The sequence below is a fragment of the uncultured Sphingomonas sp. genome (assembly GCF_937859915.1).
In the GTDB taxonomy this organism is placed as follows: Bacteria; Pseudomonadota; Alphaproteobacteria; order Sphingomonadales; family Sphingomonadaceae; genus Solisphingomonas.
In genome coordinates this window covers 1-13,437 of record NZ_CALMAW010000086.1, presented here as the reverse complement: position 1 = coordinate 13,437, position 13,437 = coordinate 1, and the positions used below count along the sequence as shown (strand labels likewise).

Here is a 13,437-nt window from a genome sequence, read left to right as displayed (position 1 = left end):
GGCGACTTGACCAGGCCGGGATGATCGGTCGGCGGCGCCAGCGCGGGGGCGGGCGCCGCCGAGGCCGGTGCGCCGGCGACGGCCGCGCCGGCGGACAGCTCAACCGCGGGCGCAGCAAGCTGCACCGCAGGCGTGGGAGCGGGCGCCGCCATCGTTACGGTGCGTGCGACGCGAATCCGGCGATCGCCGTCCTGCACCTCGATCTCGGTCAGCCGGGTGGTGTCGAGCAGCTCGGCGAGCTGGCGAACCAGCCCGGCATCGATCTGCATGGGGGCGCCGGTGGCGCCTTCGGAAGTATCGGTCATGACAAGACCCTCTTTCTGTTCTTGAACCCGTGGCGCCAGCGTCTGTCAGAGCTTGGCGGCCGCGTCCAGCGCGAGCAGGTAGGATAAGGCACCAAAACCCGCCACCGTTCCCTTCGCCGCCTGGCCGACAAGGCTGACATGACGAAAGGCCTCGCGCCTATGCGGGTTGGAGAGGTGGACCTCGATGACCGGCACCGTCACCGCCTTGATAGCGTCGTGGATCGCGACCGACGTGTGCGTATAGGCGCCCGCGTTGAGCAGTACCGCCTTCGCGCCCTCGGCATTGGCGTGCTGGATCCAGTCGACCAGATGTCCCTCGTGATTGGACTGGCGGGTGTCGACGTCGAGCCCGAGCTCGCGTGCACGATCCTCGAGCATGCCGGCGATGTCGTCGAGCGTATCAGAGCCGTAGATCTCGGGTTCGCGCAGGCCCAGCATGTTGAGATTGGGACCGTTGAGCACGAAGACGATGGGCCTTGAGGCGGGCGCTTCGGGCATGCCGCGTCGTTTCCTTGAGTGGTTGGCCGCGCATCTTAGCGGGCCGGGTAACGATTAGGCAAACCGCACTTGACCCACGATCGGCGCGGGCGCGATCACTCGACTTCCAGAGGGGCTTTCGGGGGGAAGTGGCATGGCGACCGCAGCGAACAATGCGATGGCGCGAATTCGCGCCGACCGCGTCTTTTATTCGACGGTGCCGATCGTCGTGGCGGCAATGGTCTTTGCGGGCTTCGCGCCGAGCTGGTTTCTGCGGCCGATGCTCGGCACGCCGGCGATGGATCCGCTGACCGGGCTCGCGATCGTGCACGGCGCCGTGTTCACGGCCTGGATCGCGCTGACCATTGTGCAGCCGCTGCTGATCGCGTCCGGCCAGCGCCGCCTGCATCGCCGCCTCGGCTATGTCGGGGCCGGCGTGGCCGCGGCAATGGTCGTGCTGATCCTGCTCGCCACCGCCGCCTCGATGAAAACGGGGACGCCACCCGTCTTCCCGACGCCCACCGCCTTCTTCACGGTCAACATGGTGGGGATGGTCAGCTTCGCCACGATCGTGGCGCTGGCGATCGTCAAGCGGCGGGACACGGAGGCGCACAAGCGGCTGATCCAGCTGTCATTGGTGGTGCTGATCGCGCCGGCGCTGGCGCGCATGCCAGCGTTGCGCCCATGGATGCCCTTCTCGGCCTTCGTGACGCCCGACTGGGTGATCCTCGCTGGTGTCGTCTACGATATGCGTACCCGCGGCCGCGTTCACCGGGTGTGGAAGATCGGCGGCCCGCTGCTGATCGCGAGCCAGATCCTGATGTTCCCGCTTGGCTTCATGCCGTTCATGCGCGTGCTGGGGGAATGGGCGATGCGGTTGCCGGTTTGAGCGCGGACGCTTAGATCGACCGCTCCCAAGGAGCGCATCCATGCAAGCAGACGGCACCCTCAGCATCGTGGTCAATGGCGAGCATCGCCGCATCGCCGCCGGCATCACGCTGGCGCAGCTCGCGAGCGAAGTGCTCGGGCTCGAACCCAGCAAGATCGCGGTCGAGCGCAATCTCGAAGTGGTGCCGCGCTCGACGCTGACCGAGGTGCTGGTCGAGGATGGCGACGAGCTCGAGATCGTCCATTTCGTCGGCGGCGGCGATCATGCGGCGCCGGTGATCGAGGACGGCTGGACGGTGGCGGGCAAGAGCTTCCGCTCGCGACTGATCGTCGGCACGGGCAAGTATAAGGATTTCGCGCAGAACGCGGCAGCGGTCGAGGCGTCGGGCGCCGAAATCGTCACCGTCGCGGTACGCCGGGTCAACGTCTCCGATCGCAACGCGCCGATGTTGACCGATTATATCGACCCCAAGAAGATCACCTATCTGCCCAACACGGCGGGCTGCTTCGATGCGGAATCGGCGATCCGCACGCTGCGGCTGGCACGCGAGGCGGGCGGCTGGGAGCTGGTCAAGCTCGAGGTGCTGGGCGAGGCGCGGACGCTCTACCCCGACATGGTCGAAACGCTGCGCGCGACCGAGATCTTGGCGAATGAAGGCTTCAAGCCGATGGTCTATTGCGTCGACGATCCGATCGCGGCGAAGCGCCTCGAAAATGTCGGCGCGGTCGCGATCATGCCGCTCGGCGCGCCGATCGGATCGGGGCTGGGCATCCAGAACCGCGTGACGATCCGGCTGATCGTCGAGGGCGCCACGGTGCCGGTGCTGGTCGATGCCGGCGTCGGTTCGGCGTCGGATGCGGCGGTGGCGATGGAGCTTGGCTGCGACGGCGTGCTGATGAACACCGCGATCGCCGAGGCCAAGGATCCGATCCTGATGGCGCGCGCGATGAAGGCGGCGGTCGAGGCGGGGCGGCTGTCCTATCGCGCCGGCCGCATGGGAATCCGCCGCTATGCCGATCCGTCCAGTCCGCTTGCCGGCTTGATCTAAGGCAAGCACGACGAAAGCCGGACGGAACCGTAATGGTCTCTCGACAGTTCTCTTTGGCAACGCGGCATAACGCCGTGCCCAGCCAGGAGATTTCAGATGAGCGAGTTCACCGACAAGGTCAAAGGCGTCGCCAACGAAGTTGCCGGCAAGGTGAAGCAGGCGATCGGCGACACGACCAACGATGGCGAGATGCAGGCCGACGGCGCGGCGCAAGAGGGTAAGGGCCACGTCCAGCAGGGCGTCGGCAACGCCAAGGGCGCGGTCAAGGGCGTCGTCGACAAGCTTTAAGTCTGCTCGTCGCGCAGGAGAAAGGGCGTCGTCACTGCGGTGACGGCGCCCCTTTTTCGTCTCGGCAGCCGGCCGGCCTGCTTGTCACGAATAAAAGCGGCGACCCTTTCGGATCGCCGCATGTCGTCGTCAGTAGCCGTAGCCGCCGCCATATCCACCATAATAGCCATAGGGCGGCGGCGGGGGCGGCGCGTAGTAGACGGGCGGCGGGGGCGGCGGGGCGTAATAGCCACCGCCATAATAGCCGGGGTGACGATCGGACGAGGCGATCGCGGCGCCGACGCCGAGGCCGAGCAGGCCGAGACCGATCGCACCACCCGTGCCGATCCCGCCATGATGCCAGCCGCCATGATAGCCATATCCGCCATGGTAGCGGGCTTCCGCAGGCGCGGTCGCGGCGAGCGTCGTGCCGGCGATGAGGCTGGCGGCGACGAGACCCTTGATGATGCGATGCATCTGAACTCTCCATCCTGTTCCGCGGTCGGTGAACCGCATGACAAGTGTTTAGGCGAGTCGGTGTGAACGGCGCGGGAATGGCGACTTTATCGGGCGTTCATCTTGGCAAGCGTGGTCGCGGCCGTGATCTGTTCGATATCGGTCTTGAGATGGAGCAGGGCCAGGCCCGGTTGCGCCAGCGCACGGGCAAGCGCGGGGGCGAAGTCGGCGGTCGCCTCGACCGTCTCCGCCCAGCCGCCATAAGCGCGAGCGAGCGCGGCGAAATCGGGATTGGCGAGGCCGGTGCCGGATACTCGACCGGGATATTCGCGCTCCTGATGCATGCGAATCGTGCCGTAGGTCGCATTGTCGACGACGATGACGAGCAGGCGGAGGGCGTGCGCGACCGCGGTCGCCAGTTCCTGCCCGTTCATCAGGAAGCAGCCGTCGCCGGCCAGCGCGACGACGCGCCGCTCCGGCGTGCGCAGCGCGGCCGCGATCGCGGCGGGGACGCCATAGCCCATCGATCCGTTGGTCGGCGCGAGTTGCGTGCCACGCGGTCCGTAGCGCCAATAGCGATGCCACCAGCCCGCGTAATTGCCAGCACCGTTGCAGATCGCGGTGTCGGCCGGGAGAGCGTCGCGCATCGTGGCGACGCACTGCCCGAGATCGAGACGGACGCCATCGCGCGGCGCCGGCGTGCTCCACGCCTCCCATTCGGCATGGGCCTCGGCGCCGTCGTTGAAGGGGAGAATGTCGTGCTCGCCATGGACCAGCGCGTCAGCGAACTCGTGCGCATCCGCGCAGATCGCGAGATCGGTGCGATAGACCGACTGCAATTCGACCGGGTCGGGATGGACGTGGACGAGTATCTGCCCGGGATGCTCGGGGGTGATGAGGGTGTAGCCATCGGTGGTCGCCTCGCCGAGCCGCGCACCGACGACGATGAGCAGGTCCGCCGCCTTCACGCGCGCGACCAGTTTGGGATTGGGACCGTAGCCGAGATTGCCCGCCCACACCGGCGAGGCGTTGGCGATCGCATCCTGGCGGCGGAAGGCGCTGGCGACGGGCAGGCCGAGCGACTCGGCCCATTCGGCGAAATTATGCGCCGCGCCCGCATCCCAGTCCGCGCCGCCGACGATCGCGAGCGGGGCGGCGGCGTCGCGCAGCAGGTCGGTGAGCGCCTCGATCGCGCGCGGATCGGGGATCTGCGGCGGCCGCACGACGCGCGGGCGATCGATCGCCTCGACCGTGTCGCGCAGCATGTCCTCGGGTAGCGCCAGCACCACCGGCCCCGGCCGGCCCGACAGCGCGACGGCGTAGGCGCGCGCGACATATTCGGGGATGCGCCGCGCATCGTCGATCCGCGCCGCCCATTTGGCGAGCGGCGCGAACATCGCGGGAAAATCGATCTCCTGGAAGCCCTCACGGTCGCGGGCATCGCGCGCAACGTCGCCGACGAACAGGATCATCGGGGTCGAATCCTGCATCGCCGTGTGAACGCCGATCGATGCATTCGTTGCGCCTGGTCCGCGGGTCACGAAACAGATGCCGGGGCGGCCAGTCAGCTTGCCGTCGGCCTCGGCCATATAGGCGGCGCCACCCTCCTGCCTGCAGACGACGAGATCGATCGCGGGCGAATCATGCAGTGCGTCGAGAACGGCGAGATAGGATTCGCCGGGTACGCAAAACAGGCGGTCGCAGCCTTGCGCGAGCAACTGGTCGACGAGGATGCGGCCGCCGGTGCGGCTTGGCGGAGATATCTGATTCATCGCCCACAGGTAAGGCGTGGGCGTCCGACATGCCAGCTTCCGCTCCGGCGCCGGGGCTGATAGTCGATCGCCCAAGAACCGATGCGGGAGGCACCATGGCGAACAAAATCTATCCGGATGCGGCGGCCGCGCTCGACGGCGTGCTGTTCGACGGCATGACGATCGCCAGCGGCGGCTTCGGCCTGTGCGGCGTGCCCGAACGGCTGATCGACGCGATCCAGGCGGCGGGCACGAAAGACCTGACCTTCGCCTCGAACAATGCCGGCATCGACGGGCAGGGCATCGGCAAGCTGTTGCGCACAAGGCAGGTCAAGAAGATGATCGCCAGCTATGTCGGCGAGAACAAGGAGTTCGAGCGGCAGTATCTGAGCGGGGAACTCGAGGTCGAATTCACGCCGCAAGGCACGCTCGCCGAGCGGCTGCGCGCGGGCGGCGCGGGCATCCCCGGCTTCTACACCAAGACCGGCGTCGGCACGCTGATCGCCGAGGGCAAGGAGGTCAAAAGCTTCGACGGCGAAGAGTATATCCTCGAGCGCGGCATCCGCGCCGATCTCGCGATCATCAAGGGCTGGAAGGCCGACGAAGCCGGCAACCTCATCTTCCGCAAGACCGCGCGCAACTTCAACGCGCCGGCGGCGACCGCGGGCAAGCTCTGCGTCGCCGAGGTCGAGGAGATCGTGCCGGTCGGGTCGCTCGATCCCGACGCGATCCATCTGCCGGGCATCTACGTCAACCGGCTGATCCTGGGCGCGCCCTACGACAAGCAGATCGAGTTTCGAACCGTGCGCCAGAGGGAGGCCGCCTGATGCCCTGGACCCGCGACGAGATGGCGGCACGCGCCGCCCGCGAACTCAAGGACGGTTTCTACGTCAACCTCGGTATCGGCATCCCGACGCTGGTGGCGAACCACATCCCGGCGGGCGTCGAGGTGACGCTGCAGTCCGAGAACGGTATGCTCGGTATCGGACCATTTCCCTTCGAGGGCGAGGAGGATCCCGACCTCATCAATGCCGGCAAGCAGACGGTCTCCGAACTGCCCTCGACGAGTTTCTTCTCGTCCGCGGACAGCTTCGCGATGATCCGCGGCGGGCATATCGATCTCGCCGTGCTCGGTGCGATGGAGATCAGTCAGGACGGCGACATCGCCAACTGGATGATCACGGGCAAGATGGTCAAGGGCATGGGCGGCGCGATGGACCTCGTCGCGGGCGTCAAGAAGATCATCGTGGTGATGGACCTCGCCGCCAAGGACGGCAGCCCTAAGTTCATCCCGGCCTGCACGCTGCCGCTCACCGGCAAGAATGTCGTCGACATGATCGTCACCGAATATTGCGTGTTCAGCCGGATGGACCATGCGAGCGCATTCCGGCTGGTCGAGCTCGCGCCGGGGGTGACCGCTGACGAGGTCGCCGCCAAGGTGACGGCAACGTATCAGGTAGCGCTCGCCTGATCCCACCCCTTTCGTGCTGAGCGAAGGACTGCCTCCCTCTACCGTTCGTCCTGAGCGACGTCGAAGGACCGAACATAGGCGCGGCGCCTGCAACACGCACTTCGACTGCGCTCAGTGCGAACGGGGGCGGACGTCTCCCTGTAAGAATAGCCGACACCGCGGCGGGCCGTTGCGTGGCGCGGGCAGGCCTCCTATCTCCTTGGCCGAAACGACTGGGGACGGAATTGCGCCTATGACCACCTTCGATGAGCGCGAGAAGGCGTTCGAGAACAAGTTCGCGCATGAGGAAGAGATGCTCTTCCGCGTCACCGCCCGGCGCAACCGCCTGCTCGGCGTGTGGGCGGCCGATCTGATGAAGCTGACCCCCGAAGAGTCCGAAGCCTATGCGCGCTCGGTCGTCCAGGCAGAGTTCGAAGAATCGGGCGACGAGGATGTCGTGCGCAAGCTGCACGGCGATCTGCTGTCCGCGCTGGTCGAGATCGACGAGTCCGATATCCGCCAGAAGATGGACGAGAAGCTCGTCGAGGCGAAGCGCCAGCTGCTGGGGTCGATCTGAGATGGGCATGGCAGCGGACGAGATCGCGGCGCTGATCCGCTCGGGCATTCCCGATGCCGAGGTCGAGATCACCGATCTCGCCGGCGACGGCGACCATTACGCGGCGCGGGTGGTGGCGGAGAGTTTTCGGGGGGTCTCGCGGGTGCGCCAGCACCAGACTGTCTACGCGGCGCTGGGTGGGCGCATGGGCGGCGTGCTGCACGCGCTCCAGCTCACCACCGCCGTACCCCTCACCATAACGGAGTGAAGACGATGAACGACGACGTCCAGGCGCGTATCGCCGATACCGTGAATGCCCATGAAGTGCTGCTGTTCATGAAGGGCTCGCCGCTCTTTCCGCAGTGCGGCTTCTCGAGCCGCGCGATTGCCATCCTCGAGCATCTCGGGGTCGAATATGGCTCGGTCGACGTGCTGCAGGACCAGGGCATCCGCCAGGGGATCAAGCAATTCTCGGATTGGCCGACGATCCCGCAGCTCTACGTCAAGGGCGAGTTCGTCGGCGGATCGGACATCATGATGGAGATGTACGAGAGCGGCGAGCTGGCCGAGCTGATGCAGAAGTCGGGCGTCGCCGCCAAGGTCGCCTGATCGGGTGCGTTCCGGGGCCGCGGGGTGGCGGGCCAGCGCTTGGGGGAAGCGCGCCGGCCCGCCGGTGTTCGCGGGAACATGGGAACGCTTATGATTATGCAGACGGCGTGCCAATTCTGTCGATCCACGCTTTCCGGCGGCACACACTGGTTAACGGCGACCCTGCCGGGCTAACGACTGTCAGAAATATCGACATGCCGCACGCTCCATTCCCGTTTGGCCTGAGCGCCGTCGAAGGCCACGCGCGGCCGGTAGCTGCCCTTCAACGGCGCGCAGGCCGAACGGAGGGGGAGCGATGCGGATGGGAGACGTAGCGTGACCACCGAAACCGTCCATCCGCTGGTCCGCCGCGTGCTGGCGCCCAATCCGTCGCCCTTCACCAACACCGGCACGCAGACGCATATCGTCGGCCACGGCGAGGTCGCGGTGATCGATCCCGGCCCCGACATTGCCGAGCATGTCGCGGCGATCCTGGCGGCCACTGCCGGCGAACGCATCGTCGGGATCGTCTGCACGCACACCCACCGCGATCATACGCCGGCGGCCGCCCCGCTCGCCGCCGCGACGGGCGCACCCGTCGTCGGCTGCGCGCCGATCCTGGCGCGCGAGGGCAGCGGTCTCGAGGCAGGCTTCGACCATAGCTACGCCCCCGATCGGATCATGGTCGAGGGGGACAGAGTCACCGGCCCCGGCTGGACGCTCGAGGCGATCGCCACGCCCGGACACACGTCGAATCATCTCTGCTTCGCGCTGCCCGAGGCGAACGCCTTGTTCAGCGGCGATCATGTCATGGGTTGGTCGACCAGCGTCGTGGTGCCCCCCGATGGCGACATGGGCGCCTATCTCGCCAGCCTCGACAAGCTGCTCGGGCGTGACGAGGCGGTCTATTTCCCCGCGCACGGCGATCCGGTGACCAAGCCGCAGCGGCTGGTGCGCGGGATGATCGGGCACCGGCGCCAGCGCGAAAACCAAATATTGAAGCTGCTCGCCGCGGCGCCGCGCTCGGTCGCCGAGATGGTCGCGGCGATGTATGTCGGGCTCGACCCCCGGCTGACCACGGCGGCGGGCGCCAGCGTGCTCGCGCATCTCGTCGACCTGCGGTCGCGCGGGCGGATCGCAGAGGCGGGCGAGTTGTGGAGCCTGGCGGCGTGAGCGCCTATGTTCCCCGGCGAAAGCCGGGGCCCAGGCCCCAGCTCGTGGCAGGCGCGGCGCGCGACAGAGCGTGCGGGCCTGGACCCCAGCCTTCGTCGGGGAACCGTACGGCATGAACACCGTGCTGAAAGTGCTGCTCGGGATTGTGCTCGCGTTCCTGTTGATCGCCGGCGGCCTCGCGCTCGTCGGCAAGCATGCGCTCGACCGTCTGTGGTCGCCGACATCGCCCGAGACGATCGCCACCGCCAGCCTGCAGGGGTTGCAGGCCGAGAACCGGCTGACCGCCTTGGTTGCGACCTATGTCGCGGTGGTGACGTCCAGTCAGCAGCGCTTCGGCCTGTCGGCGCAGCGCACGCTGATCATGCCTGGCCGGGTCCGCTACGAGGTCGATCTCGCGCGGCTGACGCCGAACGCGGTGACCTGGCATGGCGACAGCCACACGCTCGACGTCGTGCTGCCGCCGCTGCTGCTCGAGGGCCCCGAGATCGATCCGTCGCGGATGCGCGCCTATGACGGCGGCGGGCTGCTGCTCCGCCTCACCGACAGCCGCGAGACGCTCGACGCGTCGAATCGCAAGGCGGCCGAGGCCGAGCTCGTCCGCCAGGCGCGCGAGGCGGTACCGATGGGGATTGCGCGCACCGCGGCGCGGCAGGCGGTGACGCAGAATTTTGCGCTGCCCCTCAAGGCAGCCGGGCTCGATCCACAAATCCGCGTGCGCTTCGCCGACGAGCCCGGCTTCCCGGCGGCCGCGCCCTATGTGCCGATGGATCGCTCTCGGTCGCTCGCCCAGGTCTTCGGGCTTTCGCACTGAGGCGTGCGCGCCTATGTGCGCGGCAACAGGAGTTGATCGCCCATGAACGCCCCCGTCCAGAGCCTGCGCGGTCTCGATCTCAAGTCCGAGATCGATCGGCTACGCAAGGAACGCAACGCCGTCATCCTCGCGCATTATTACCAGACGCCCGACATCCAGGACATCGCTGACTTCGTCGGCGACAGCCTCGATCTCTCGGCCAAGGCGGCGGCGACCGACGCGGATGTGATCGCCTTCTGCGGCGTCCGCTTCATGGCCGAGGTCGCCAAGATCCTCAGCCCGCAGAAGACGGTGATCCTGCCCGACATGGCCGCCGGCTGTTCGCTCGAGGACAGCTGCCCGCCCGAGCAGTTCGCCCAGTTCCGCGCCGCGCACCCCGATCACATCGCGCTGACCTATATAAATTGCTCGGCGGCGGTGAAGGCGCACAGCGACATCATCGTCACCTCTTCGTCGGCCGAGAAGATCCTGGCGCAGCTGCCGATGGACCAGAAGATCATCTTCGCGCCGGATAAGAATCTGGGCGCCTGGTTCAACCGCAAGACCGGCCGCGACATGCTGCTGTGGCCCGGCGCGTGTATCGTCCACGAGGCGTTCTCGGAGACCGAGCTGCTCAAGCTCAAGCAGCGCTATCCGGGCGCGCCGGTCGCGGCGCATCCGGAATGCCCGGCGTTCATCCTCGATCATGCCGACGAGGTCGGCTCGACGCGCGCGATCCTCGACTTCGCGCTGCGCAGCCCGGCGCAGACGATCATCGTCGCGACCGAGCCGCACATCATCCACCAGATGGAGAAGGCGGCGCCCCACAAGACGTTCATCGGTGCGCCGGGCGCCGACGGCAATTGCAACTGCAACATGTGCCCGTACATGGCGATGAACACGATGGAGAAGCTGTACGTCGCGCTGCGCGACATGGAGCCCCAGATCGAGCTCGACGAGGCGACGCGGCTGGCCGCCAAGAAGCCGCTCGACCGGATGTTGGAGATGGCGGGCAGGACCGTGGGGCAGGGGGATGTCGGCCGACCGGCGGGCTGACCGCGCAATAGCCGTTCGTGCCGAGCGAAGTCGAGGCACGTCAGCGCAGCGTTTGCAGCCTGTCCCTCGACTACGCTCGGGACGAACGGGGTACTATACGACCATGAGCTTTGACCTTCCCGCCTTCGACCTCGACGCCTTCCTGACCGCGACGCTCGCCGAGGATCTGGGCGACGGCGGCGACATCACCTCTGCCGCCGTCATTCCCGCCGACGCGCGCTTCCACGGCGCGCTGGTCAGCCGCGACGACATCGCGGTCGCCGGCCTTCCGATCGCCGCGGCCTTCTTCCGTCGCCTCGATCCCGACGTCGCGATCGAGGCGCTGGTTCAGGACGGCGACAAGGTCGCGCGCGGTACGACGCTGATGCGCATAGACGGTGCCGCGCGCGCGATGCTCACCGCCGAGCGCTCAGCGCTCAACACGCTCCAGCACCTGTCCGGCGTCGCGACGCTGGCGCGAACCTATGTCGATGCGATCGCAGGCACCGGCGCGATCCTGCTCGACACGCGCAAGACGATCCCCGGCCTGCGTTCGCTCGAAAAATATGCGACGCGGATGGGTGGCGCGACCAATCACCGCATGGGACTGTGGGACGCGGCGATGATCAAGGACAATCATGTCGCGGTCGCCGGCGGCGTCGGTGAGGCCGTCGCGCGGGCGAAGCGTGCGGGTATCGCGCGGATCATCGTCGAGGTCGACCGCATCGACCAGATCGAGCCGGCGCTGGCCGCCGGCGCGACGCATCTTCTGCTCGACAATATGGAGGCTTCGACCCTGCGCGGCGCGGTGACGCTGGTCGGCGGGCGCGTGCCGACCGAGGCGTCGGGCGGGGTGCGGCTGGACACGATCCGCGCAATCGCCGACACCGGCGTCACCTATATCTCGGTCGGCCGGCTCACGCAGTCGGCGCCGGCGGCAGATATCGGGCTCGATCTCGCGCTCGCCTGAGCTTGTTGCAAGATCGCGACGACATGATATGTTCGGCCTATGTTCCGATTCGAGGGAGCGTGCGATGCGGTGGTTGCTGATCCTGGTCGCGGCGTTGCTGACGCCCTCGCTGGCGGTGGCGCAGATCGCGCGGACCCACGCCGAACTGCCGAGCGGCGACCAGCCGGTGCGGCGGGTTCCGACGACGGGCTATACGCTGTCGCTGATCTGGACTCCCGAACATTGCTATTCCAGCCAGCGCCATCCGCGCGATGGTGCCGATCCCGAATGCATTGGGGCGAGCGCGCACGGCTTCACCCTGCACGGGCTTTGGCCCGACGGCGCCGGCCCCAATCTCTGGCCGCAATATTGCCACCCGGTCGGCCTGCTGACCGACGCGCAGATCGCCGCGGGCGTCCGTGCGACGCCGGCGCCGCAGCTGCTTCAACATGAATGGGCAAAGCATGGCAGCTGCATGGCCAGCGATCCGGTGAGCTATTTCACGCTTGAAGACCGTCTCTATGACGGCATCCATGCGCCGGACATGGCGATGCTGTCGCATCGGCGCGGGATGACCGTCGGCGCATTCCAGACCGCTTTTGCCGCCGTCAATCCGGGGATGAGCGCCGACATGATGCGGCTCAACCTCAACAAGCAGGGTTGGCTGTCCGAGGTGTGGATCTGCCTTGGCCTCGACAAGCGGCCGCGGGCTTGTCCGGCGGCTCAAGGCGGCGCGCAGCCGGGCGACCGGGTGAAGGTGTCGGCACCCTGAAACGGCGCAAAGGAGCGCCAGCGGTCGACGACGGTTCTCCGTATGATCCGGCATGAAATGCCCAACCAGCCGTTCGTCCGACATGCAAATAGGGTGAGAATGGCATTGTCGCGAGCCGCAGCGTGGTCACGAAGTTAGCGTCTGTGATTAGCAGGACGCTGTGAACGGTCTGGGTGAGGGACGGGATGGGCGTTGCGTCGTCTATCGTCTGACGACGCGCCCCTCGATCGTCGCCAAGGCCGGATGATGGCGTTCCAGATGACGCTTGATCATCTTCAGATTCATCGTGTTCGAGCGGAAGAAGAAATCGGGGATCGCGCCGACCACCGGGATCAGCCCCAGCACGAAGTCGATCCCGACATTGCCCGCCATCCGCGCCATCTGCCATTTCGACATGCCGAGGTTGCGCGCCTCCCAGATGATCCAGCCGCCCATTGCCGCGGCGATCGCATCGCCTGCGAAGGGCAACGCGTCGAGGATCACGTCCAGGCCGATGCGGCGATTGATCACCGGGATCACGAACAGGCCTTCGAGCAGATGCTCGGCATGCTCGATCCGCCGCCTCACCGAGGCGGGATCGCGGCCCATGCCGGGAACCTTGTCGGCCAGGTCGTCGAGACGGTCTGCTATCGGCATGATGGCGCTCCTTGGTCCGAGCATTAGCGCTTGAGGGGGCTCCGAAGTTCATTCAGCGGATGCACGGCGCGCGGCGAATCACGGTAGAGGTCGAGATTGGGCGCGACCAACGACCATCGGATCGGCGGACCGAAGGCGATGAACGCCGTGGTCTGCGTGATCAGCGCGTCTGCCTGCTGGAGCAGCGCGGCACGCGCGGCAAGCGTCGGCGCGACGCGTGCTGCGATCAGCATCTGATCCGATTCGGGGGTGCATGGCACCTGTTCGTCGCACGCGAAGGCGCGCAGGTAGAAGC

17 protein-coding genes and 2 pseudogenes are annotated in these 13,437 nt (G+C 67.1%); 13 read left to right on the top strand and 6 right to left on the bottom strand.

Translation table 11 applies throughout. The annotated features are described in order from the left end of the window. Together Q0326_RS11070 and aroQ are read right to left on the bottom strand one after the other, a co-directional pair. A pseudogene (locus Q0326_RS11070) lies at positions 1–305 on the bottom strand (acetyl-CoA carboxylase, biotin carboxyl carrier protein); the annotation flags it as partial. A gap of 45 nt (positions 306–350) precedes the next feature. Further along, a complete protein-coding gene (gene aroQ, locus Q0326_RS11065) occupies positions 351–803 on the bottom strand; it encodes a type II 3-dehydroquinate dehydratase (RefSeq protein ID WP_298690121.1) in 453 nt (150 codons plus the stop codon). A gap of 133 nt (positions 804–936) precedes the next feature. On the opposite strand from aroQ, the gene Q0326_RS11060 reads away from it, so the two are divergent. The 3 genes from Q0326_RS11060 (at position 937) to Q0326_RS11050 (ending at position 3,007) form a co-directional block, all read left to right on the top strand. Then, complete coding sequence (locus Q0326_RS11060) at positions 937–1,671, top strand: hypothetical protein (RefSeq protein ID WP_298690120.1); 735 nt, start codon at positions 937–939, stop codon at positions 1,669–1,671. 40 nt (positions 1,672–1,711) lie between these two features. Beyond that, positions 1,712–2,719 (top strand): sulfur carrier protein ThiS, encoded by a 1,008-nt coding sequence (gene thiS, locus Q0326_RS11055; RefSeq protein WP_298690117.1) that lies wholly within the window; start codon positions 1,712–1,714, stop codon positions 2,717–2,719. 96 nt (positions 2,720–2,815) lie between these two features. Beyond that, positions 2,816–3,007: a CsbD family protein gene (locus Q0326_RS11050; RefSeq protein ID WP_298690114.1), complete on the top strand. Its 192-nt coding sequence runs from the start codon at positions 2,816–2,818 to the stop codon at positions 3,005–3,007. A 129-nt stretch (positions 3,008–3,136) separates the two neighbouring features. Here the strand turns inward: Q0326_RS11050 and Q0326_RS11045 are convergent, their stop codons facing one another. Both Q0326_RS11045 and Q0326_RS11040 read right to left on the bottom strand, forming a co-directional pair. Continuing rightward, entirely contained in the window at positions 3,137–3,463 is a 327-nt protein-coding gene (locus Q0326_RS11045) for a hypothetical protein (protein ID WP_298690111.1), read from the bottom strand. 86 nt (positions 3,464–3,549) lie between these two features. Next, complete coding sequence (locus Q0326_RS11040; protein ID WP_298690108.1) at positions 3,550–5,214, bottom strand: thiamine pyrophosphate-binding protein; 1,665 nt, start codon at positions 5,212–5,214, stop codon at positions 3,550–3,552. Positions 5,215–5,309: 95 nt separating this feature from the next. On the opposite strand from Q0326_RS11040, the gene Q0326_RS11035 reads away from it, so the two are divergent. The 10 genes from Q0326_RS11035 (at position 5,310) to Q0326_RS10990 (ending at position 12,506) form a co-directional block, all read left to right on the top strand. After that, complete coding sequence (locus tag Q0326_RS11035; RefSeq protein WP_298690105.1) at positions 5,310–6,020, top strand: CoA transferase subunit A; 711 nt, start codon at positions 5,310–5,312, stop codon at positions 6,018–6,020. Then, positions 6,020–6,664, top strand: coding sequence for a 3-oxoacid CoA-transferase subunit B (locus tag Q0326_RS11030; RefSeq protein ID WP_298690102.1), 645 nt, complete (start codon positions 6,020–6,022; stop codon positions 6,662–6,664). Before Q0326_RS11035 ends, Q0326_RS11030 begins: the two co-directional genes overlap by 1 nt. Positions 6,665–6,896: 232 nt before the next feature. Further along, positions 6,897–7,220, top strand: a complete 324-nt coding sequence (locus Q0326_RS11025) for a DUF1476 domain-containing protein (protein ID WP_298690099.1) — start codon at positions 6,897–6,899, stop codon at positions 7,218–7,220. 1 nt (position 7,221) lies between these two features. Further along, positions 7,222–7,467: a BolA family transcriptional regulator gene (locus Q0326_RS11020; RefSeq protein ID WP_298690095.1), complete on the top strand. Its 246-nt coding sequence runs from the start codon at positions 7,222–7,224 to the stop codon at positions 7,465–7,467. A gap of 5 nt (positions 7,468–7,472) precedes the next feature. Continuing rightward, the gene (gene grxD / locus Q0326_RS11015; protein WP_298690092.1) at positions 7,473–7,808 is read left to right on the top strand and encodes a Grx4 family monothiol glutaredoxin; all 336 of its coding nucleotides are present in this window, start codon (positions 7,473–7,475) and stop codon (positions 7,806–7,808) included. Positions 7,809–8,123: 315 nt separating this feature from the next. Next, positions 8,124–8,960 carry an MBL fold metallo-hydrolase gene (locus tag Q0326_RS11010; RefSeq protein WP_298690090.1) on the top strand — a complete coding sequence of 279 codons (837 nt, stop codon included), beginning with the start codon at positions 8,124–8,126 and terminating at the stop codon, positions 8,958–8,960. Between the two features lie 112 nt (positions 8,961–9,072). After that, the gene (locus Q0326_RS11005) at positions 9,073–9,771 is read left to right on the top strand and encodes a DUF4230 domain-containing protein (protein ID WP_298690088.1); all 699 of its coding nucleotides are present in this window, start codon (positions 9,073–9,075) and stop codon (positions 9,769–9,771) included. A 42-nt stretch (positions 9,772–9,813) separates the two neighbouring features. Further along, positions 9,814–10,806, top strand: coding sequence for a quinolinate synthase NadA (gene nadA, locus Q0326_RS11000; RefSeq protein WP_298690086.1), 993 nt, complete (start codon positions 9,814–9,816; stop codon positions 10,804–10,806). Positions 10,807–10,909: 103 nt separating this feature from the next. After that, complete coding sequence (nadC, locus tag Q0326_RS10995; RefSeq protein WP_298690083.1) at positions 10,910–11,755, top strand: carboxylating nicotinate-nucleotide diphosphorylase; 846 nt, start codon at positions 10,910–10,912, stop codon at positions 11,753–11,755. Between the two features lie 64 nt (positions 11,756–11,819). Further along, positions 11,820–12,506 (top strand): ribonuclease T, encoded by a 687-nt coding sequence (locus Q0326_RS10990; protein WP_298690081.1) that lies wholly within the window; start codon positions 11,820–11,822, stop codon positions 12,504–12,506. Positions 12,507–12,707: 201 nt separating this feature from the next. Here the strand turns inward: Q0326_RS10990 and Q0326_RS10985 are convergent, their stop codons facing one another. Further along, complete coding sequence (locus tag Q0326_RS10985; RefSeq protein WP_298690079.1) at positions 12,708–13,142, bottom strand: DUF4112 domain-containing protein; 435 nt, start codon at positions 13,140–13,142, stop codon at positions 12,708–12,710. A gap of 23 nt (positions 13,143–13,165) precedes the next feature. Beyond that, positions 13,166–13,437: pseudogene (locus Q0326_RS10980) on the bottom strand (ABC transporter substrate-binding protein); the annotation flags it as partial.

Bases quoted from the DNA above. Each gene is read 5' to 3' on its own strand.
- Q0326_RS11035 (WP_298690105.1), top strand. From the start codon at position 5,310: ATGGCGAACAAAATCTATCCGGATGCGGCGGCCGCGCTCGACGGCGTG.
- nadC (WP_298690083.1), top strand. From the start codon at position 10,910: ATGAGCTTTGACCTTCCCGCCTTCGACCTCGACGCCTTCCTGACCGCG.
- Q0326_RS11025 (WP_298690099.1), top strand. From the start codon at position 6,897: ATGACCACCTTCGATGAGCGCGAGAAGGCGTTCGAGAACAAGTTCGCG.
- nadA (WP_298690086.1), top strand. From the start codon at position 9,814: ATGAACGCCCCCGTCCAGAGCCTGCGCGGTCTCGATCTCAAGTCCGAG.
- Q0326_RS11020 (WP_298690095.1), top strand. From the start codon at position 7,222: ATGGGCATGGCAGCGGACGAGATCGCGGCGCTGATCCGCTCGGGCATT.
- grxD (WP_298690092.1), top strand. From the start codon at position 7,473: ATGAACGACGACGTCCAGGCGCGTATCGCCGATACCGTGAATGCCCAT.
- Q0326_RS11060 (WP_298690120.1), top strand. From the start codon at position 937: ATGGCGACCGCAGCGAACAATGCGATGGCGCGAATTCGCGCCGACCGC.
- Q0326_RS11030 (WP_298690102.1), top strand. From the start codon at position 6,020: ATGCCCTGGACCCGCGACGAGATGGCGGCACGCGCCGCCCGCGAACTC.
- Q0326_RS11045 (WP_298690111.1), bottom strand. From the start codon at position 3,463: ATGCATCGCATCATCAAGGGTCTCGTCGCCGCCAGCCTCATCGCCGGC.
- Q0326_RS11040 (WP_298690108.1), bottom strand. From the start codon at position 5,214: ATGAATCAGATATCTCCGCCAAGCCGCACCGGCGGCCGCATCCTCGTC.
- Q0326_RS11050 (WP_298690114.1), top strand. From the start codon at position 2,816: ATGAGCGAGTTCACCGACAAGGTCAAAGGCGTCGCCAACGAAGTTGCC.
- thiS (WP_298690117.1), top strand. From the start codon at position 1,712: ATGCAAGCAGACGGCACCCTCAGCATCGTGGTCAATGGCGAGCATCGC.
- Q0326_RS11005 (WP_298690088.1), top strand. From the start codon at position 9,073: ATGAACACCGTGCTGAAAGTGCTGCTCGGGATTGTGCTCGCGTTCCTG.
- Q0326_RS10985 (WP_298690079.1), bottom strand. From the start codon at position 13,142: ATGCCGATAGCAGACCGTCTCGACGACCTGGCCGACAAGGTTCCCGGC.
- aroQ (WP_298690121.1), bottom strand. From the start codon at position 803: ATGCCCGAAGCGCCCGCCTCAAGGCCCATCGTCTTCGTGCTCAACGGT.
- Q0326_RS10990 (WP_298690081.1), top strand. From the start codon at position 11,820: ATGCGGTGGTTGCTGATCCTGGTCGCGGCGTTGCTGACGCCCTCGCTG.